We start from the raw sequence: 19,279 nt of genomic DNA on the forward strand, positions 1-19,279 counted from the left end.
GTCATTAGAAAGTGGCGTTAAATCCAAGTCTGAAGGTTTTAGCCTGCGGGTACACGCCGCGGTCAATGCCAATGTCCAGGCTGCCTCTGGCACCAATCTCAGGGTCAAAGCCCGTGTAATCTGTGAAAGTGAGCAGATTGTCAGCAGACACGTACAGGCGCAGTTTCTGCAGATGGATTTTGGTTAACAGGCTGGTAGGCAGGTTGTAGCCCAACTGCAGGGTTTTCAGCCGCACGAAATCTCCGTCTTCCACGTAGAGGTCAGACAGTTTGGAGTAGTTTCCGTTGGTGTCGTTCCAGGTAAAGCGTGGCATTTCATTGGAGCTTCCTTCGCCGGTCCAGCGGTTGAGGAAGGTAGACTGCATGTTAGAGCGTACCAGGTCATAGCGGCGGGTACCGTTAAAGATCTGGTGCCCGAATGCTCCGTTGAAGAAGGCGCTTACATCAAAATTCTTAAAGTCTAATCCCAGGTTCAGGCCCACTACCGCTTTAGGCGTTGGGTTACCAATCATGGTGCGGTCATCGCCGGTCAGTGCGCCGTCTTTGTTCAGGTCCAGGAACCGAACATCGCCGGGCACGGCATTGGGCTGCAGGGTCTGCGCTTCTACCTCACTCTGGTTCTGGAAGATACCTGCGGTTTTGTAACCGTAGAAATAGCCAACCGGCAAGCCTTCCTGGCTTCTAGAGGCCACCCCGTAGGTAGTGAAATTGGCGCCTTGTAAGATGCCCTCAGCGTTGTTTATGCTGATGACCTTGTTCTTGTTAATGCTTCCGTTTAGGCCAATGTTGTAACCTAGTTGACGGATGGAGCCCTGGTAGTTCAAGGCCACTTCAAGACCGGTGTTTCTTACTTCACCGCCGTTTACCGGAGGCGCGTTGTAGCCGGTGCTACCTAAGATAGGAGGTGTTACCAGCAGGCCTTTGGTAGATTTGATGTAATAGTCGGTGGTTAAAGTCAGGGCGTTGTTGAAGAAGGAAAGGTCAATACCCAGGTTGGTCTGCTCAGAGGTTTCCCACTGCAGTTCTGGGTTGGCCGCCGCCTCAGGAGCCGCACCACTGGTGTAGCCTTTACCGGACGGGGTGAAGAAGGTGTAGCCTCTGCCTACGCCAATGCGCGCAGCCCAAGGGTAAAACCCGCCAATCTCCTCGTTTCCGTTCTGGCCCCAGGACGCTCTGATCTTAGCCAGGCTCACCACGTTGCCCTCTGGGAAGAAGCCTTCCTCAGATAATACCCAGCCTGCTGAGAAGGAAGGGAAGGTGGCGTATTTGTTTTCACTACCAAAGCGGGAAGAACCGTCTCTTCTCACGGTAGCAGACAACAGGTACTTGCCTTTGTAGGCGTAATTGGTTCTACCGAAGAAGGAAAGAATGGAACGCTCACTGGCTCCACCTAATGCTACCGCGGTTCCGGCCCCAACGGCCAGGTTCAGGTAGGCCATACTTGGGTCTGCCGTTACCAGGCCGGTATTGGAGCCAAACAGACCTTCATTGCGTGACTTCAGCGCCGAGGTACCCACGGTAACGCCCACGCTGTGGTCCCCGAAGGTTTTGTTGTAGTTGAAGTAATTCTCGGTTTGCCAGGTGTAGTACCGGTCTGTGCCTCTAGAGGTAAGGGCAGTGCCATTCTGCTGCGCAGCATTCAGATAATACACTGGGTTGTAATTGGTGTTCACCACGTAGGCCAGGTCAATGCCCAGAGTAGACCGGAACGTAAGGCCTTCCAACAGTTTCACTTCACCGTAGAGGTTGCCTACCAGTTTGTCTACGTTAGTGAGGCCGTTCATGACCTGCAAACGGGCCAAGGGGTTCACAACTTCCTGTGAGGCATAAGAAGAAATCCCGAACACGCGGCCGTTGGCATCACGCACTACCGGGTTAAGGGTGTACAGGCTTTGGCCCAGTCTGGCTGGGTCGGTTTCATACACCGGGGTAAGCGGGTCCATGTTAAGGGCGTTGCTCAGGATGCCGCCAAACTCTTGGTTCGGGTCAAAGGCTCTGCGTTTCAGGTGGGTGTAGGCCAAGTTGGTGCCAAATTTCAGGAAGCTTTTCACCTGGTTGTCTGCGTTTACCCGGGCCGTATAACGCTGGAAATTTGATTTATCGCCGCCTACAATACCGTCCTGGTCAAAATAGGAAAGGGCTGCTGAATACCCTGACTTCTCTGAACCGCCGGTAATGTTCACCTGATGGTTCTGGATGCGGGCATTCTTCTCAAACAAGGCATCTTGCCAGTTGGTACCTTCGCCAAACTGGGTAGGGTCTGCAAACGGAGGTGTCACGCCAGAATTGGCGGCACCCTCGTTCATCATGACAGCATATTCGCGGCCGTTCAGGAGTTCCACTTTACGCCAAGGGTTCTGGATGCCCACGTAGCCTTCATAAGACACGTTCATGGTGCCATCGCGCTTGCCTTGCTTGGTAGTGATAATCACCACCCCGTTACCGCCCCGAGCACCATAGATGGCAGCGGAGGCCGCATCTTTCAAGATATCAATAGACTCAATGTCGCCGGGGTTCAGGTAATCTATGCCACCCACCGGGAATCCGTCTACTATATAGATAGGACTGGAGTTACCCGTGGAGCCTATGCCCCTGATGCGCACGGTAGGCGCATCGCCGGGCTGGCCGGAGATGTTGGTTACCTGTACGCCTGCTACCCGTCCCTGCAAGGCCTGCTCTACGCGGGTAACCGGGGTCTGAGTGATTTGCTCTGGCGTTACCGAGGAGATAGCCGTGGAGACTTCCCTTTTAAGCTGGGTGCCGTAGCCCACTACCACTACTTCTTCCAGCGCTCGCAGATCATCCTGCAAGGCCAAGTTAATGGTGGTTCTGCCGTTAATAGGCTCTTCTTTGGAAACGAATCCTATATAAGAGAAAAGGAGTGTGGTACCGCTGGCCGGAACATTAATCTGGTAAGTGCCATTCACATCGGTGGCGGCACCCACCATGGTTCCTTTCACCACCACGCTTACGCCCGGAAGTGCCTCCCCGCTGGTGGCGGAGGTGACACGACCCGTAAGGGTGGTCTGAGCGAAGGCTATGCTACAGACGAAGCACAGCAGGAAAACAAGTAGATTTTTCTTCATAAGGGTAGGCGGGTTTTGAGGTCAAATGAGTTTCCGAAATAAGCGATTCAGGAATGGGTATCATAAAAAACGACTACATCAATACTACATCAGTCCTCATATTTAACTACATCAGTACTACATCAACCGGGATAAAATCATGGATTTTGGCTTTTGAAGCCATTTTTCTAAAAAAGTGAACTGTAAAATCAATAATTTGCAACTACATCTGGGCTTGAAAGGCCTTAAATAATAAAATGGAAATGATGGTGCGTCTGAAAGGGGTGATTTTTGTGCTCTGGCTTTTGCTGGCAGGGCTATTAGCGCCTATACAAGCCAGCGCCCAGCACTACTTCTTTGGCAACCCCGTCATCCGGAATTTCAAGCCGGAGGAATTCAAAGGCGGGATTCAAAGTTGGAACATGGTACAGGACCAGGAGGAGGTGCTCTATATAGCTAACAACTTTGGGCTGCTAGAGTTTGACGGGGCCACCTGGAACCGGTACCCGGTTAAAGGTGGCACTAAGGTGCGGTCTGTATATGCGGGCAAAGACGGAAGGATCTACGTAGGGAGCCAGGCAGATTTCGGCTACTTTACCCCTGATCAGCGCGGAGTTCTCCAGTATTTTTCCCTGGCGGATAGCCTGCCAACCAAGTACCGAAATTTTGATGAGGTCTGGCGCATCTATGAGCAAGGGGGGCGTATCTATTTCCTTACTTTTAAGAACATCTACAGCTATGAACCCGGCCAAGCGATAAAGGTGGTGGCGCCGGCCAACCCGCTGGAGTTTTCTTTTCAGGTGAACAAAGACATTTACACCCTCGTCTGGGGCAAGGGGCTTTCTATTTTAGAGCACCATCAGTTGAAATTATTGCCAGCCGGCGAGTTCTTCGCAGATAAGCAGATTGCCTCCGTGCTGCCTTATGACAAGAACCGACTTATCATCTTCACCATTCAGCAGGGCATTTACCTCTATGACGGGCAACGCGTGACCCCATTCCCGCTGGCCAAGGAAGAGGAGTTCAGTAATATTCTGATCAACCAGGCTATTCTACTAAAGGATGGCGCTTTTGCCATTGGTACCCAAAACAAGGGCCTGCTGCTCATGGACAGCCAGGGCAACCTGCTTTTGAACACCTCAATCCAGAATGGGCTATTAGATAATACCATCCATACGCTTTACCAGGACAACCAGGAAAACCTTTGGCTGGGGTTGAACAACGGCCTTTCTATGGTGGAGCTCAGTTCGCCTTTCAGCCGCCTGGACGGGACCATGGGGCTGTCTGGAACGGGATACGCTGCCTTGTTGAAGGGGAATGACCTGTACCTGGGAACTAACAGCGGGCTTTTTGTGGGCAATATCTCCTCGCAGCGGAAACAGTTTACCCTGGTGCCTAACAGCCGGGGCCAGGTCTATCACCTGAACTACCTGCAGAACCACCTTTTAATGGCGCACCACAACGGTCCCTTTGTGGTAAAAGACGGTAAGGCCAACCTTATCCATGCCATGGGTGGGGCCTGGGACTTTGTGCCGGTGCCCAAGCACCCCAACAGTCTTATTCTGGGAGGATATTCAGGCCTTAGTTTATTGTCTATATCAGAAACAGACCTGGGCTTTGTGAAGAAGTTGGAGGGGCTGGACGAGTCTTCCCGGGTACTGGAGTTTGACAAGGACGGCGAACTCTGGATGGCCCACGGCTACAAAGGCTTGTTCAGGATCACGTTTGACCAGAACCTGGAAAAGATTGCCTCCGTGCGGTTTTATAACACCCGGCAGGGCCTGCCCTCAGACCAACTCATTAACATGGAGAAGATCCGGAACGAAATCATTTTCCCGGCTCTGTACGGCATATACCGGTTTGACAAGGCCAAAGACCGGTTTGTGTTGGACAAGACTTTCTCAGACCTGTTTGAACCCACAGAGCACATTATTGAGATGGAGGAAGACGTGCAGGGGAATATCTATTTCATTTCTACCCTGCGGGTGGGCAGAATCACCTATGACAAGTTTGGCAAACCTACGCTGGAAGACAAGCTCTTTAAGCACCTGCGCGAGCAACTCAATGATGACCTCAGCTACATTCACGTGCTGGATATCAACAACGTGCTTTTTGGCGCAAAAGAGGGCTTTATCCATTACAACGCCGCCAAAACCAAGAAAATGGTGCTATTCCATACGCATGTTACCAAAGTAGTGAACATCTCTGGCGAGACAGATTCCTTGCTGCTTTCAGGAAGTGGTTTGCATGGCGGGCAAGGGCCTGAATTGCCGTATGCGCTCAATTCACTCAGGTTTGTGTACGCCTCTTCCTTTTTTGAGAAGCCCGAGAAAACGCAGTACCAATATTTTCTTGAGAATTTTGATGCCGGCTGGTCTGAGTGGACTACCCGCACCGAGAAGGAATACACCAACCTACCCGAAGGGCAATACACGTTTCAGGTACGGGCCCGCAACATTTATGGGACTGTGAGCCAGGCCAAAAGCCTGACCTTTGTGGTGAACCCGCCTTTCTACCGTAGCCGCTGGGCCTACCTGTTTTATGCCGTCTGCGGATTGCTGCTGCTTGGGGCCGGGTTCTATGAAATCAACAAGCGCTTTACCAAAGAGAAACGCCGCCTTATCTTAGACAAGGAACGGAAACTGGGCCAGAAGGAGTTGGAGATCCGGGAGATCACTAACCAGAGCGAGCAGGAAATAGACCGGCTGCGCAACGAGAAGTTCCAGGCAGAGCTGGACCATAAAAACCGCGAACTCACCTATTCCACCATTCACCTCATCAACAAAAATGAGTTGCTCAATAGCGTAAAGCTAGAATTACAGGACATGCTCAAAGACGGCGGCCGGATGGGCCAGCAGGACGAGCTGAAGAAAATCATTCGGAACATAGACCTCAACATTACGAGCGAGGTGGACTGGAAACAGTTTGAGTTCCATTTCAACCACGTGCACGGTGACTTCATCCACAGACTACAGGATAAATTCCCCAGCCTTACCCCCCAGGAAATAAAACTGAGCACCTACCTACGCCTGAACCTCACCACCAAAGACATTGCCCAACTGCTCAACATCTCGGTGCGGGGCGTAGAAATTAGCCGCTACCGCCTCCGCAAGCGCCTCAACCTAGATCGCAGCGAGAACCTCTCTGATTTCATGCTGAAATTCTAAAAAGAGGCCTGAAACAGGAGGAGCAATTTTGAAGCAGGGATGGCTTCTCTAACCTAAAAGCCGCCCCCCTCATCCTAGCCTTCTCCCCCAGGGAGAAGGGACCGCGGCATCGGGTTTTGGGCCCGTTTTTCCAAAAACTGGCTCAAAACGTAACATACCCCACTAAGCGCAGACTCTCCCCTTGAGGATTGACCAAACGAGAGTTTGAGGCAGCGAGCGAAGCTCTGAAGAGGGGTATCTACATCTGCCAGCCCATGCATTGCCGATATTCTTTTTCTTATCCGCTCTTCCGGAGTTCCACTCTGGAAGCCCGCTGCCAGGGAGTTCTACTTCCCTTCTTTTACCCGCGGTTCCCGGCGGAGTGGAATTCCGCAGCAGGCAAGTTCGAGAGTTCCACTCTAAACAGCGAAGTTTGAATTTGTTAGCGCCTCATGTAGAGACGCAATGCCTTGTGTCTCCACGCATTCCTGATCTCCCAGTGAATCATTTGCACGAGAAAGAGGCAAGGTATTGCGTCTCTACCTGGATGCTGGCTTATCTAAAACAACCCTAATCCTGCGCCCGCTGATATTGCAGCGGCCATTCAATCTCAACACCCAGTTTTTTAGCGGCGCGTAGCGGGAAGTAAGCGTCACGCAGGAATTCACGGGCCAGGAAAACCATATCGGCCTGGCCGTTGGCTACAATATCTTCTGCCTCCTGGGGCGTGGTGATCATGCCCACCGCACCGGTTAGAATACCCGCCTCGGTCTTCACTTTCTGGGCGAAGGCCACCTGGTAGCCGGGTCCCACCGGAATCTTGGCGCGGGGCACGTTACCGCCGGTAGAGCAGTCAATCAAGTCAACGCCTTTTTCCTTTAAAACCTTAGCCAAGGCCACAGAGTCTTCGTCGGTCCAGCCGCCCTCGGTCCAGTCGGTGGCCGAGATGCGCACGAACAGCGGGTAGTCCTGGGGCCAGACTTCCTGCACAGCGGCAGTGACCTCCAGCAGCAGCCTAATGCGGTTGTCAAAGGAGCCGCCATAGGCATCCTGGCGCTGGTTGCTAAGCGGGGAGTAGAAGGAGTGCAGCAAGTAGCCATGGGCAGCATGGATCTCTACAACCTTAAAGCCTGCTGCTAGGGCTCTTGCGGCCGCGGCCCTGAAATCTGCGATCACTTTCTGGATTCCGGTCTCATCCAGGGCCTGCGGGGTAGGTTCGGCTTCATGGAAGGGGAGGGCGCTAGGGGCCACGGTAGTCCAGGCGCCTTCTGCTTCTGTCAGGGCTTTGCCGCCGGTCCAAGGAGCGTGGTGGCTGGCCTTGCGGCCGGCATGTGCCAATTGTATGCCCGGAACACTGCCGTGGGCCTCCAGAAAAGTGGTGATGCGGGTAAGCTCCGGCAGGTGCTCATCTTTCCAGATACCTAAGTCATGGGGGGTAATACGTCCTTCCGGCGACACCCCCGTGGCCTCTACTATAATTAACCCGGCCCCGCCCACGGCCCGGCTGCCCAAGTGCACCAAATGCCAATCATTGGCAAAGCCATCTTTAGAAGAATATTGGCACATGGGCGATACCACAATGCGGTTTTTGAATTCAATGCTTTTTAGCTGAAGCGGTTGGAAGAGCTTACTCATATAAAAAGTAAAAGGTTCAGTTTCATTACTAACCTGCCGGCCGCAAGGTTGTTTTGGGCCCTTGAAAAACAAAAAAACCGTTTCGGGCCTGTTTTCCGGAAAACAGGCCCGAAACGGAAAATAGCAGCCAAACGGCTCAAGGGAGAGGTTTTAGTCGTTGAAGTGGTACAAGAACGTGATGACCCCGGTGAAAGCGGGCTTTTTGCTGTCTTTAATTTCCATGGTCACCTCCAAGCGCGCCTTGATCACGCCCCGCAGGTCTTTGGCCGACAGCAATTTCACGCGCAGGCGCAGGTCACTGTTTACCAGCACCGCCTGGTTAAACCGAAGGTTTTCAATCTCATAGTTCACCTGCATCTTCAGGTTTTCAATGTGGATGATCTGGCCCCAAAGGTACGGTAACAGGGAGACGGTGAGGTACCCGTGCGCAATGGTGCTCTTGAACGGTGACTCGGTTTGGGCCCGGGCAGCGTCAAGGTGAATCCATTGGTGGTCTAGGGTGGCGTCTGCGAACAGATTGATTTGCTCCTGGGTAATGGTGTGGTAATCTGAAACGCCCATTTCCTGGCCTTCATACTGCAATAGGTCTGCGTAGCTCTTGATGGTTACTTTGCTCATGTGGTTGGTCTGTCATTTAAAAACGCCGGCTACCGGAGCCGGCGTTTTGGGTCTGGTTTCTTAAAAGTAGCGCCAAAACGGCAGAAGCCGAACTGGTTCTGGGGCCTTTCATAAAAATATTTCCGGAATAAATGCCGGGGCTGGCGCCTTAGTTGGCCTCCAGAATCTGGAAGAGCTCGTCTAGCTTTGGCGTCAGGATAATTTCGGTGCGGCGGTTTTTCTGGCGGGCCTCAGCGGTTTTAGCCGCGTCTACCGGTACGTTCTGGGCTCTACCCGATGGCGTGATTTTGGTGCCGGCCAGGCCTGCGCTCGTTAAAATACGGGTAATCTCAGTGGCGCGCAGTACGCTCAGGTCCCAGTTGTCTTGCATGCCCAGGGTGCCTTTTGACACAGGCACGTCATCGGTGTGGCCTTCTACCACCACGTTCACGTCTTGCTGGTCTTTAAGGGCCGCGGCCAGCTTGCGCAGGGCATCCTGGCCTTTGGCGTCTACCTTGGTAGAACCAGATTTGAAGAGCAGCTGCTCAGAAAGTGACACGTACACTTTGCCGTTGCGCACGTCTACCGACAGGTCTTGGCTGTTAAAGCCCAGCAAGGCGTTGCTCACCTTGTTTTTAAGGGCGTTCACGGCTTTGTCTTTCTCCGCTAGAATACGCTCCAGTTCATTCAGGCGCTCTTCCCGTGATTTGAGATCGGTGCTGAGTTGGTCTAGTTGCGAGCGGTTGCGCATGAGGGTCTCGTTCAGGGTTTTGAGTTCATCCTCGCGGCGGGCCAGGTCTTTAGACAGTTTGGAAGACTCCAGGGCGCTGTTGGCCAGCAGGCGGTCATGGTTCCTGATAAGTTTGTCATAGGTATCGCTCAGATCGGCGTACACGCCCTGGGTTTTGCGCAGGGTGCTGCCCAGCAGGGTGGTGTCGGTGGCCAGTTTGGTGCGGTGCTCGGTGAGTTCGGTTACCTGCTTGGAGAGGTCGCTGCGTTCTTTGGTGGTGCGGGCCAGGGTGCTCTGGCAATCGGCTTTCTCGCGCTCCAGCTTTACTTTTTGGGCCAGCAGGTCATTGTATTTCTTGGCGGTGGTGCAGGAGCCCAGCAGGCAGGTGCTCAGCAAGGCGACGCCCGTAAGCTGGTAAATAGATTTTTTGAACATGACAGAAGAAAGGGTAGAGGTTTAAAGGCGGTCTGGGTAAAAAGCGGTTAAGTGTTGCTAAGGAAAGTCCTAAAAAGGAGCATGTGTTTCTACAAAGATATACGCCTTGCCTTCCTACCCAAACCCACCGGTCTATTTTAGGGCAGTTTTTCAAAAAAACGGGCTTAAAACGCCAGAAGCCGGACCAAAGGCCCGGCTTCTTTTCTAATATGTCTTATATCCAGCTTTCGGCCGGAGGCACATCAATTAGTTGGTCTGAATCAGTTTCAGGATCTTCTCAAAGTTAGGCGCCAGAATGATTTCTGTGCGGCGGTTGCTTTGGCGGGCTTCTGGGGTGCGGGTCATGGCGGCAGGACTGAACTGGCCACGGCCGGCCGGCATCACCATTTGCGGCGGCACCCCGTTGTTGATCAACAGACGGGTAATCTCAGTGGCGCGCAGCACGCTCAGGTCCCAGTTATCTTTGTAGGTCACGTTGGCAGCAGATACGGCTACGTCATCGGTGTGGCCTTCAATGATGATCTCCGTGTCACGCTGTGACTTAATGGCGCTAGCCAGTTTGCCCAAAGCAGACTGTCCGTTGGGGTTTACTTTGGTGCTGCCCGTGGCAAACAGGAGTTTCTCTGGCATGGTCACATACACTTTGCCGTCTCTGATGGCCACCGTAAGGCCTTGCTCTTTGAAACCGGCCAGGGCCTCATTCACAGAAGTTCTAAGCTCGTTCAGGATTCTTTCTTTCTGGGCAATCTGCTGCTGGTACTGGGCCAGTTTGGCATCACGGTCACGCAGATCTGCATTGGCTTGCTCCAGGCTACGCTGCGCGGCGGCTTTGTCTTGCTCCAGCGCGTTTTTGCTTGCTTCCAGCTCTTTGTATTTCTTAGAGGAGACACAAGAACCAAGTAAAGCTACTCCTAAAATCAAGGCAGAGGCGGAAGAGGCGAAACGTGTTTTCTTCATAGTTATAAGAAATTATATAGTAATAAAAGTGGCAATGGAATGACGGTAAATTCGTTATTCACCGTAGGGCCTGTCTATAGAAGCCCTGTGCTTGAAACGGCCGCAATTAAGGAATAATTGCCCAATTGCGGCAAGTTATCTTCTGTTTTGTTGGTAACATGCTGTAAACCATGGTCTTTTATAGTAAGTGAATTAGGGAATTGTAGTTAATTATTTACTAATTTATTTTAGAAAAAGGCTTACTAAAACCAGGTTTATTAAGAGGATTAAGCCTGCTTTGTATTATTCTAATGCAGAGGGAATAAAGGCGCTTTAGCGGGCGCAGGAAAAGCAAACCTGGAAAGGCGGCCAAGAAGCCAGTTGGGCTACTGCCATAGGCTTTTTGGTCAGCTGGCTTTTAGTGGGCTACCCGGTAAAGAAACTCAATGGACCCGCGGCCGGGGCTTTCTGGAAAGGGAGAGTAGGGCGCTTGCGTTTCTTTTTTATCTTTGCACGTTTATCAGAAACGCCGCTTGCGGTTTCGCATGGGAGGCTTCATTGTTGAAAAAGACCTTAAAAGCAATATATGGCTTGGTTTAAAAGAGTAGAAAAAGGGATTGTCACCCCCACGGAGCATAAAAAAGAAACCCCGGACGGCCTTTGGCACAAGTGTCCGGAATGCAAAACCGTGATTAGCACGGCAGAGCACCGCCAGCAGCTGTTCACCTGCGCCAAATGCAACTACCATGACCGCATCAACTCACAGGAGTACTTTGAGGTGCTATTTGATGACAACGCCTTTGAGGAACTGGATGAGAACCTGAGCTCTTCAGACCCACTTAATTTCGTAGACACCAAACCGTACCCAGACCGTATTGCGGCCACCCAGCGCAAAACCCAATTGAAAGACGCGGTGCGTACGGCCCACGGCAAAATCAATGGCCTGGACCTGGTGGTGGCCTGTATGGACTTCAACTTTATTGGTGGTTCTATGGGGTCTGTGGTAGGGGAGAAAATCTCACGCGCCATAGACTATTCCCGCGCCAACAAGATCCCGTTCCTGATGATCTCCAAATCTGGCGGTGCGCGAATGATGGAAGCCGGGTACTCCTTGATGCAGATGGCCAAGACCTCGGCCAAGCTAGCCCTGCTTTCTGAGGAGGCGGTACCGTATATTTCCCTGCTTACAGACCCTACCACCGGCGGGGTAACGGCTTCTTTTGCCATGCTAGGCGACTTCAATATCTCTGAGCCCGGGGCCCTTATTGGTTTTGCCGGCCCACGGGTAATCAAAGAAACCATTGGCAAAGACCTACCTAAGGGGTTCCAGAGCGCCGAGTTTGTATTGGAGCACGGTTTCCTTGATTTTATAGTGCACCGCAAGGAACTGAAACAACGCATCTCTAATCTGCTGGGCATGTTGCAACAGGCCAACCCGCAGCCCAAAGCCACTGCAAAAAAAGCAGCGGCAAAATAAAGCTTCATTGGTGCCGTTATAGCCTTTAAAATTGCCTGTCAAGAAAAACGTGGCAGGCTTTTTTTTGGCATGATTATTATTGGTAGCCTATGTAGATTAGGTGTTATTGCTAACCATTTCAGCCGGAAATGAGTATGTAACCCAGAAACTAAACCCCAAAAGTTCTACTTTTTAAACCTAAAACCAAGACTATGAGAGTATTAAAAGGATCATTCACAGCATTACTAGTAGGCAGCTTGCTTTTCTCCTCGTGTAAATCAAGCGAGCAGGCCAGCACCACTACTACCCAGGAAAAGAAAGGCATGAGCAAAACTGCCAAAGGTGGTATCATTGGTGCCGGTAGCGGCGCCGTTCTTGGTGGTATCATTGGTAAAGCCACTGGTAACACGGCTCGTGGGGCCATTATTGGAGCCGCCGTTGGGGGTGCCACTGGTGCTGTGATTGGCCGTAGAATGGACAAGCAAGCCGAGGAACTGGAGCGTGAAATGAAAAATGCCCAGGTAGAACGTGTGGGAGAAGGTATTAAAGTAACTTTTGATGCCGGTCTGCTTTTCGCCACTAACTCTGCTACCCTGCAGGCTTCTTCTAAAACTGATATTGCCAAGTTAGCCGAGACCCTGAAGAAATACCCAGGCACTAACGTGTTGGTAGAAGGTCACGCCGATAACACCGGTACTGACGCCATCAACCAACCTTTGTCTGAGCGCAGAGCCCAGTCAGTTGCAGATTACGCTGCCTCTTTAGGGGTGGAGCGTAGCCGTTTCCAGACCCGTGGCTATGGTTCAACCCAGCCGGTGGCTGATAACTCTACTGCCGCTGGCCGTCAGCAGAACCGCCGTGTAGAGGTAGCTATCTTCGCTAGTGAAGAACTCAAAAAAGCCGCTGAGCGTGGTGAAGTGAAATACTAGTTTTAATTAGCTTAAAGGAAAGGCTAACCGAAAGGTTAGCCTTTTTTTGTGCCCTTTATCCGGGGTAAAACCCGGGGACCATCTTTGCCTTGTCCAACTTCCTGCCTTTTCTCCCGTTTACAACCGGATACCAACAAAACGGAAGATGAAGAAACAACTTAGAACCCTATCCTTACTGCTGGTGCTGGTAGCCCTGGGCGCCTGTGAGAAAGTAAAAGACAAACAAATTGCCGCCTTGCCGGAGACGTCGGTAGGGGATACGCTGGTGCTGGAGCCAGACTCCGTGGAAATTGACACCACCTTTACAGAAGGCGAAACCTCGCCCTACGGCGAATATGAAGATAATGCCTGGGAGCCCGTGGAAGGTGCCGTGGACGGAGAAGAGGGCACCGCAGGTAACGGAACGGCTAGTAACGCAGGAGTAAACAGCACTAACCAAAACAACGGTTCTAGCAGCGCTTCCAAGGGAACTACTACCACTACCACTACTTCCACTGAGAGGAAATCCTCTTCCAGTGCTTCTTCTACTACCAAGGCCAGCCCTACTCGGAAAAAGTACGTGCGGCCTACTGCCATACAGTTGCAGAAAGCCCTAGCCAGAGACGCGCGGCTATCTTCGCAGATGCCCTTGGCGCGCTTGAAAAACTATTGGATGACCCGGCAGCACTATTACCGCAGGGCCTCTAAAGAAGTGAAATTCGTGTCAGGCCCCACCAAGATCAAGATCTCGCCGGAAGAGACCAAGATTGAGACCGCCCAAGGCAAAGTAAAGATTGAGGGCAATGACATAAAAGTCAAGCCGGAGTAATCTAAGCGAAGAATACCCTTGTGGATAGCCTTGCTGTTTCGGGCCTGTTTTTAGAAAAACAGGCCCGAAACAGCAAGGCTATTTCCGTTTTTCATGAAAGGCTAATGTCACCACGCCCATGGTGATAATGGCCCCCACCATGGCAATGGCAATGTCTTTCTGGGCATCCCAAATGTCGCCCTGCGTGCCCAGGTAGGCCATACCCTGGGCGGGAAAGAAGACATCGGCCACTGCCCATTCTATTAATTCATAAAAGGCCCCCAGGCTAATGGTTAGGTCTATGGGCAGTAAATACGTGAACAGAGGGCGCATCTTGGTTTTGCGCCAGAGGACCTCATGCATGGGGTAAGCCAGCAGGAAGCCAAAGGAGAAGTGGACCAGGCGGTCATAATGGTTTCTTTCCAGGCTAAGCTGCTCTTTCACCCAGAAACCGAAGGGGTTTTCGGCGTAGGTGTATTGGCTGCCATAAACGTGCAGCATCATGAACAGGAAAATGCAGGTGTAGCTAAAATCTGAGAACCTGAAATATTTATAGAAGACCACCAATAGAATAATGGCCGTGAAGGTAAGCGTGTTTTCCAGCCACCAGTTTTTCAGGTCTGGGGTATGAAAACCGGTATAGGTCCAGAACAGCCCAAAGATGATGGCGTAGGCAATAAGTAAGCGGTTTTGGCGAAAATGGGTGTGGTCTTGGTCTGTAGCAAAGGTGAAGGCCATGCAAAGTATAGGGTTGGATGCTACGCAAGATAGCAGAAGGTGGGCAAAGTCTGCCTATGGGCGCCCGCCCGGAAGGAAAAGAATTGACGGTAAGGAAGTTTGCCTTATTGGGCACTCACCTGCATGTGGGCCGCCAGCATGAACTCGGGTTGGTGGTAGGCCAGCGGGAAAGGGTTGTCTTGGGGGGCCTCCTCGGGGTTGCAATGGTAGCCGTAAATCTTGTAATCCCTGGACAGGGGAATTAACCGCTTATAATAGGTATGGGTTACGTTCTCTTCTGAGAAACAGATGTCATGGAACACCGTGGTGGCCTTAGGGGGCATGCCCCGCAGCAGCGCAAAAAGGGTCTCTGGCTTGGCCAGGTCCCCGGAGAAAACCAGGCGCTGGTTGGTGTCCTCAAACAGGTAAGCATAGGTTTGCAGCTGGTCTGCGTGCAGGCCAAACGTGTCTATGGCGGTAATGCCGGGAAATTCAGAGACGGGTGTGAAGTCTACGTATTTATCTGGCTTCTGGAGCTGGAACCGGAGAAACTCAAAAATCTCATCCCGGAAGTCATCATCTGGGTACAGGATAATGGGCCGGCTTTCGGGGTTGAAATAGCGGCGGTGCAGCAGCAGCGTGGCCAGGCTTCCAATGTGGTCATTGTGCAGGTGCGTAAGAAGAATATACTCTACCTGGTCTGTGAGGCTATACTGCCGCAAAGTAGGGTAAACGGTAAATCCACAATCCAACAGAAGGGTATGGTTCCTGAATTCTACCAGGGCCGCCGAGTTGCCGTAGGCCACGTCAAAAGCCCCACCTGTCCCTAAGAAGGTTAATTTCATATAGGTGCAGTATATGTTATATAATTTCTGCCTTTAGTTAAAAACTGTAGTACGTAAACTTTGCCCCCTTTGTCTCGTTTAGGATGAAAAAATCTATGACGGAAGAAAATAAGGCCCTTTCGCCGGCTCAGAAACTATGGGAAATACACCTCAGGTTGAATGAGGTCTTCGGGCATCTTTCCGGCCACCCGCGGCGCGACCCCATGCGCGAGCTTATTTCCACCATGCTTTCGCACCGCACCACCCATGCCAATGAGGAGAAGGCGTACTTCCAGATGCTGGAACGGTTTCCTTCGTGGCAAGAGGTCATAGACGCTCCCGTAGAAGAACTAGCCGATGCCTTGTCGCCGGCCAAGTTTCCCGGGGCCAAGGCGGTCAATATCCAGAAAGCGCTCAAGATCATTCAGCAGGACCACCCCGATTTTACCCTGGACTTTCTGCAAGACCTGGACGTGCCTGAGGCCATGGCCTGGTTGATGGCCCTGCCCGGCGTGGGCCTGAAAACCGCTACCCTGGTGCTGCTCTTCAATTTCCATAAGCCGGTGTTTCCGGTAGACACGCACGTGCACCGCATTAGTCAGCGGGTAGGCATTATTGGGGCCACTGTCACCCATGACAAAGCACACCAGATCATCTTAGACCTGCTTCCTAAAGACGCCCTGGTCTTGTATAACCTGCACCGCCACATGCTCAAGCACGGCCAGAAAATATGTACCTGGAGCCAGCCCAAATGCGAGGTATGCGTGCTGCAGAACCTTTGCAATTACTACGCTGAGGTGCGCCTGAAAGGGATTGACCAATAGCGGTTTCCGTTTTAAGCCCGTTTTCAGGAAAACAGCCTCAAAACGCAGGGTAGTTACCTTGTCAGGGAAAAAACCGAACTATGCGAAACAATGCCCCCGCTGGCAGGTTATCTGCCTATTATGAACTTCCTCCTTTTGCCTTACATGAACCGCATCTTCTTTCTTTTAGGCTGTCTTTTTACGCTTTCATCTATAGTAGCCACTGCCCAAAGCACCGGGCGCATTACAGGCGTGGTGCGCGATAAAAACACCCAGGAACCCATTATTGGTGCCACCGTGAGCCTGGAGGCAACCACCCTTGCCGTGGCCACCGACGTGCAGGGCCGTTACCGCCTGGAAAACGTGCCTACGGGCAGTTATAACATAAAGGCCACCTACCTGGGCTTTGAACCCGTGATCCGGTACAATGTGCCGGTGACCTCGGGCAACGCCCTTACGCTTAACCTGGAACTTACCCCCAGCCAGACCCGTCTGCAGGAAGTAAATATTACCCTGGACCGCTCTATCAGGGCGGCTTCCATTGAAACGCCCTTGTCTATCCAGAGTTTGAGCAGCGAGGAGATCAAGAGCAACCCGGGCGGTAATTTTGACATTTCCCGCGTGATCCAGACGCTGCCGGGCGTGGCCGGGGCGGGGAGCACCGGCGCCGGTTTCCGGAACGACATCGTGATCAGGGGCGGCGGGCCCGGCGAGAACGTCTTTTTCCTGGATGGCATTGAGATACCCGTCATCAACCACTTTTCTACCCAGGGCAGCAGCGGCGGTCCGCAGGGTATCTTGAACGTGTCGTTTATTGAGGACGTAACGTTGAGCACCAGTGCCTTTGACGCCAAGTATGACAATGCCCTCTCCAGCGTGTTCCAATTCAAGCAACGCGACGGCAACCCCGACCGCCTGCAGGGCAACGTGCGCCTGAGCGCCACCGAACTGGCCGGTACCTTGGAAGGTCCGCTCGCGCCCAAGACCACGTTTCTGGCCTCGGCTAGAAGGTCTTATCTGCAGTTGCTCTTCAAGGCCATTGACTTGCCCATCAGGCCCAACTACTGGGATTTTCAGTACAAGGTCACACACCAATTAAACGCCAAAACCACCATCACGGCGCTTGGCATTGGCGCCATTGACGAATTCAGTTTTGCCGTGCCCAAGGAAACCTCGCCTGAAAAAGAATATGCGTTGCGGTCTAACCCGCTCATTAACCAATGGAACTACACGGTTGGGGCGAGCCTGAAACGCTCTCTGGAGAATGGTTTTGTGCAGGTGTCTTTGAGCCGGAATGTGTTTGAGAACCGCCTGGACCGTTTTGAAGACGCGCAGTACGGTGAAGAGTCCCGCCGGGTGCTTAAGGCGCGGTCACAGGAAAAGGAAAACAAGCTGCGCCTGGACGTGAACAAGTTTGTGGGCGGCTGGAAGTTCTCTTACGGGGCCATTGGGCAGTACGTGGGCTACAGCAACAACTTCTTCAGCCAGATACGCCAAGAGGTACGGGACCAAAACGGCAATGTGGTGCAGCCCCGCGTGGTCCTGGACTTTGATACCAATCTCAATTTCTTCCGCTATGGCCTGTATGGGCAAACCTCTAGAAGCTTTCTACAAGACAAATTAAGTCTTTCTTTGGGCGTGCGCACGGATATGAATTCGTTCACTGCTGATGGCAACAACCCACTGGAGACGCTGTCACCAAGACTGTCTGCCTCTTATTCTTTGGCCGAACGCTGGAAACTGAATGGTTCCGTGGGTACTTATTACCGCCTACCGATTTACACGGTGTTGGGCTTTAAAGATGCCTCAGGTACCTACGCCAATAAGAACAGCGACTACCTCAAAGCCACGCATTATGTGGCCGGTGTAGAGTTTCTGCCTACCATTGCCAACCGCCTCACCGTGGAAGGCTTCTACAAACGCTACGCCAATTACCCGGTCTCTGTGCGCGACGGCGTGTCATTGGCCAACCAGGGCATTGAGTTCGGGGCAATTGGAAACGAGGCCGTGGCTAGCGTGGGCAAAGGACGAGCCTACGGGGCCGAGTTCTTCTTCCAGCAAAAACTCACCAGCGGCCTGTACGGACTGTTTTCCTACACCCTGGTGCGCAGCGAATTCACCGGCCTGAACCAAGGCAAGTACATCGCCTCGGCGTGGGATAACCGGCATTTAGTATCTGCTTTGCTGGGCTGGCAGTTTGGCAAGAATTGGGAGCTGGGCGGCAAATACCGTTTTGCCGGAGGCTCTCCCTACACGCCTTTTGACCTGGAGGCCTCGCAACAAAACTACGCTTCCCTGGGCACCGGCCTGCTGGACTATGACCGCCTAAACACCCAACGCCTGCGCTCGTTCCAGCAACTGGACGTGCGCCTAGATAAGAAGTGGAACTACAAACGCACCACCCTGGACGTGTACCTGGACATCCAGAATATCTTCCGCTTCAAAGGCCCGTCCCTGCCCCAATACACCTTCCAACGCAACGTTGACAACACCGGATTCGCCACCACCGACGGCCAACCCCTGCAACCCAACGGCTCCAACGCCATTCCGCTTATCCTGGACGAGGACGACGTGACCTTCCTGCCCAGTTTCGGGTTTGTGTTTGAGTTTTAAGTTTGCGTTTTGGGCCTGTTTTTGGGAAAACAGGCCCAAAACGCAAACCCGCCCCCTCAAAAGACCTCGTAGAGTCAGGAGGAGCTGCGAGCGTCTATGCCAGTTGCCTCTGCTGAGCCGCTCATGACCACGGCGTTACAGTGTAACGCCGCTACAAAATGGTGCTATAGTATTGTTACAGGGAAGAGGCGCCTAGCAGTTAGAACCGCAGCGGACAGGTCAAGCACTGTCCCTACAACAACGTGATCTAATACCTTACTGCCTAGGTTAAGGCCTTTGGCACAGACACTCGTAGGAGCTGCGCACGCTACGAGGTCTTCTGAGTAGAGGCATCTTTAACTCAAGCAGCCCTTGCCCAATCCGCCCACCGGGCGATGAAGGTCTTGCAACGGACCTACCAGCAACAAGTCCAGTGCCCCGCACCTTGCGGAGGGCCGCCATGCGTAGCCCGAAGCATGGGCAGGGCAAGCAGCGGCTGAACAGGCAGCTATAACGTAAGCTCCCTACGCAGCAGAAGGCTTTTGCCCGGTGGTACTGAAAGGAAGCCCCGCCTGTCTGAGCGGCAGCGAGTTCGGGGCTTCTTGATTCTTTTGGTTACTTTTCTCAT

The 19,279-nt window shown here is 52.6% G+C and carries 13 protein-coding genes; 6 read left to right on the forward strand and 7 right to left on the reverse strand.

Annotated elements, in window-relative coordinates:
• Positions 1-4 precede the first annotated feature (4 nt).
• Positions 5-3,085, reverse strand: a complete 3,081-nt coding sequence (locus ACYVJQ_RS16565) for a SusC/RagA family TonB-linked outer membrane protein (RefSeq protein WP_460894221.1) — start codon at positions 3,083-3,085, stop codon at positions 5-7.
• A 242-nt stretch (positions 3,086-3,327) separates the two neighbouring features.
• On the opposite strand from ACYVJQ_RS16565, the gene ACYVJQ_RS16570 reads away from it, so the two are divergent.
• On the forward strand, positions 3,328-6,231 hold the full coding sequence (locus tag ACYVJQ_RS16570) for a ligand-binding sensor domain-containing protein (protein ID WP_460894222.1): 2,904 nt from the start codon (positions 3,328-3,330) through the stop codon (positions 6,229-6,231).
• A 549-nt stretch (positions 6,232-6,780) separates the two neighbouring features.
• Here ACYVJQ_RS16570 and namA read toward each other — a convergent pair.
• The 4 genes from namA to ACYVJQ_RS16590 all read right to left on the reverse strand — a co-directional run bounded on the left by namA (position 6,781) and on the right by ACYVJQ_RS16590 (position 10,564).
• Positions 6,781-7,845, reverse strand: coding sequence for an NADPH dehydrogenase NamA (namA, locus tag ACYVJQ_RS16575; RefSeq protein WP_460894223.1), 1,065 nt, complete (start codon positions 7,843-7,845; stop codon positions 6,781-6,783).
• Positions 7,846-7,995: 150 nt separating this feature from the next.
• On the reverse strand, positions 7,996-8,463 hold the full coding sequence (locus tag ACYVJQ_RS16580) for a MaoC family dehydratase (RefSeq protein WP_460894224.1): 468 nt from the start codon (positions 8,461-8,463) through the stop codon (positions 7,996-7,998).
• 148 nt (positions 8,464-8,611) lie between these two features.
• Positions 8,612-9,607 carry an OmpA family protein gene (locus ACYVJQ_RS16585; protein ID WP_460894225.1) on the reverse strand — a complete coding sequence of 332 codons (996 nt, stop codon included), beginning with the start codon at positions 9,605-9,607 and terminating at the stop codon, positions 8,612-8,614.
• 246 nt (positions 9,608-9,853) lie between these two features.
• Positions 9,854-10,564: an OmpA/MotB family protein gene (locus ACYVJQ_RS16590; protein WP_460894226.1), complete on the reverse strand. Its 711-nt coding sequence runs from the start codon at positions 10,562-10,564 to the stop codon at positions 9,854-9,856.
• Between the two features lie 565 nt (positions 10,565-11,129).
• On the opposite strand from ACYVJQ_RS16590, the gene accD reads away from it, so the two are divergent.
• From accD to ACYVJQ_RS16605, 3 genes are all read left to right on the forward strand, one after another.
• The gene (gene accD, locus ACYVJQ_RS16595; protein ID WP_460894227.1) at positions 11,130-12,020 is read left to right on the forward strand and encodes an acetyl-CoA carboxylase, carboxyltransferase subunit beta; all 891 of its coding nucleotides are present in this window, start codon (positions 11,130-11,132) and stop codon (positions 12,018-12,020) included.
• A 191-nt stretch (positions 12,021-12,211) separates the two neighbouring features.
• On the forward strand, positions 12,212-12,928 hold the full coding sequence (locus tag ACYVJQ_RS16600; RefSeq protein WP_460894228.1) for an OmpA family protein: 717 nt from the start codon (positions 12,212-12,214) through the stop codon (positions 12,926-12,928).
• A 145-nt stretch (positions 12,929-13,073) separates the two neighbouring features.
• Positions 13,074-13,736: a hypothetical protein gene (locus tag ACYVJQ_RS16605; RefSeq protein WP_460894229.1), complete on the forward strand. Its 663-nt coding sequence runs from the start codon at positions 13,074-13,076 to the stop codon at positions 13,734-13,736.
• A 78-nt stretch (positions 13,737-13,814) separates the two neighbouring features.
• On the opposite strand, the gene ACYVJQ_RS16610 is transcribed toward ACYVJQ_RS16605, so the two are convergent.
• Complete coding sequence (locus ACYVJQ_RS16610) at positions 13,815-14,453, reverse strand: DUF2238 domain-containing protein (RefSeq protein WP_460894230.1); 639 nt, start codon at positions 14,451-14,453, stop codon at positions 13,815-13,817.
• Positions 14,454-14,557: 104 nt separating this feature from the next.
• Positions 14,558-15,277 carry an MBL fold metallo-hydrolase gene (locus ACYVJQ_RS16615; RefSeq protein WP_460894231.1) on the reverse strand — a complete coding sequence of 240 codons (720 nt, stop codon included), beginning with the start codon at positions 15,275-15,277 and terminating at the stop codon, positions 14,558-14,560.
• 95 nt (positions 15,278-15,372) lie between these two features.
• On the opposite strand from ACYVJQ_RS16615, the gene ACYVJQ_RS16620 reads away from it, so the two are divergent.
• Both ACYVJQ_RS16620 and ACYVJQ_RS16625 read left to right on the forward strand, forming a co-directional pair.
• Positions 15,373-16,080 carry an endonuclease III domain-containing protein gene (locus ACYVJQ_RS16620; RefSeq protein WP_460894232.1) on the forward strand — a complete coding sequence of 236 codons (708 nt, stop codon included), beginning with the start codon at positions 15,373-15,375 and terminating at the stop codon, positions 16,078-16,080.
• Between the two features lie 120 nt (positions 16,081-16,200).
• On the forward strand, positions 16,201-18,672 hold the full coding sequence (locus ACYVJQ_RS16625; RefSeq protein ID WP_460894233.1) for a TonB-dependent receptor: 2,472 nt from the start codon (positions 16,201-16,203) through the stop codon (positions 18,670-18,672).
• Positions 18,673-19,279: the final 607 nt, after the last annotated feature.

It is taken from the genome of Rufibacter soli (assembly GCF_054781795.1).

Excerpts from the sequence above, each read along its gene's own strand:
- ACYVJQ_RS16565 (WP_460894221.1), bottom strand. The coding sequence starts at position 3,085 with ATGAAGAAAAATCTACTTGTTTTCCTGCTGTGCTTCGTCTGTAGCATA.
- ACYVJQ_RS16570 (WP_460894222.1), top strand. The coding sequence starts at position 3,328 with ATGATGGTGCGTCTGAAAGGGGTGATTTTTGTGCTCTGGCTTTTGCTG.
- namA (WP_460894223.1), bottom strand. The coding sequence starts at position 7,845 with ATGAGTAAGCTCTTCCAACCGCTTCAGCTAAAAAGCATTGAATTCAAA.
- ACYVJQ_RS16580 (WP_460894224.1), bottom strand. The coding sequence starts at position 8,463 with ATGAGCAAAGTAACCATCAAGAGCTACGCAGACCTATTGCAGTATGAA.
- ACYVJQ_RS16585 (WP_460894225.1), bottom strand. The coding sequence starts at position 9,607 with ATGTTCAAAAAATCTATTTACCAGCTTACGGGCGTCGCCTTGCTGAGC.
- ACYVJQ_RS16590 (WP_460894226.1), bottom strand. The coding sequence starts at position 10,564 with ATGAAGAAAACACGTTTCGCCTCTTCCGCCTCTGCCTTGATTTTAGGA.
- accD (WP_460894227.1), top strand. The coding sequence starts at position 11,130 with ATGGCTTGGTTTAAAAGAGTAGAAAAAGGGATTGTCACCCCCACGGAG.
- ACYVJQ_RS16600 (WP_460894228.1), top strand. The coding sequence starts at position 12,212 with ATGAGAGTATTAAAAGGATCATTCACAGCATTACTAGTAGGCAGCTTG.
- ACYVJQ_RS16605 (WP_460894229.1), top strand. The coding sequence starts at position 13,074 with ATGAAGAAACAACTTAGAACCCTATCCTTACTGCTGGTGCTGGTAGCC.
- ACYVJQ_RS16610 (WP_460894230.1), bottom strand. The coding sequence starts at position 14,453 with ATGGCCTTCACCTTTGCTACAGACCAAGACCACACCCATTTTCGCCAA.
- ACYVJQ_RS16615 (WP_460894231.1), bottom strand. The coding sequence starts at position 15,277 with ATGAAATTAACCTTCTTAGGGACAGGTGGGGCTTTTGACGTGGCCTAC.
- ACYVJQ_RS16620 (WP_460894232.1), top strand. The coding sequence starts at position 15,373 with ATGACGGAAGAAAATAAGGCCCTTTCGCCGGCTCAGAAACTATGGGAA.
- ACYVJQ_RS16625 (WP_460894233.1), top strand. The coding sequence starts at position 16,201 with ATGAACTTCCTCCTTTTGCCTTACATGAACCGCATCTTCTTTCTTTTA.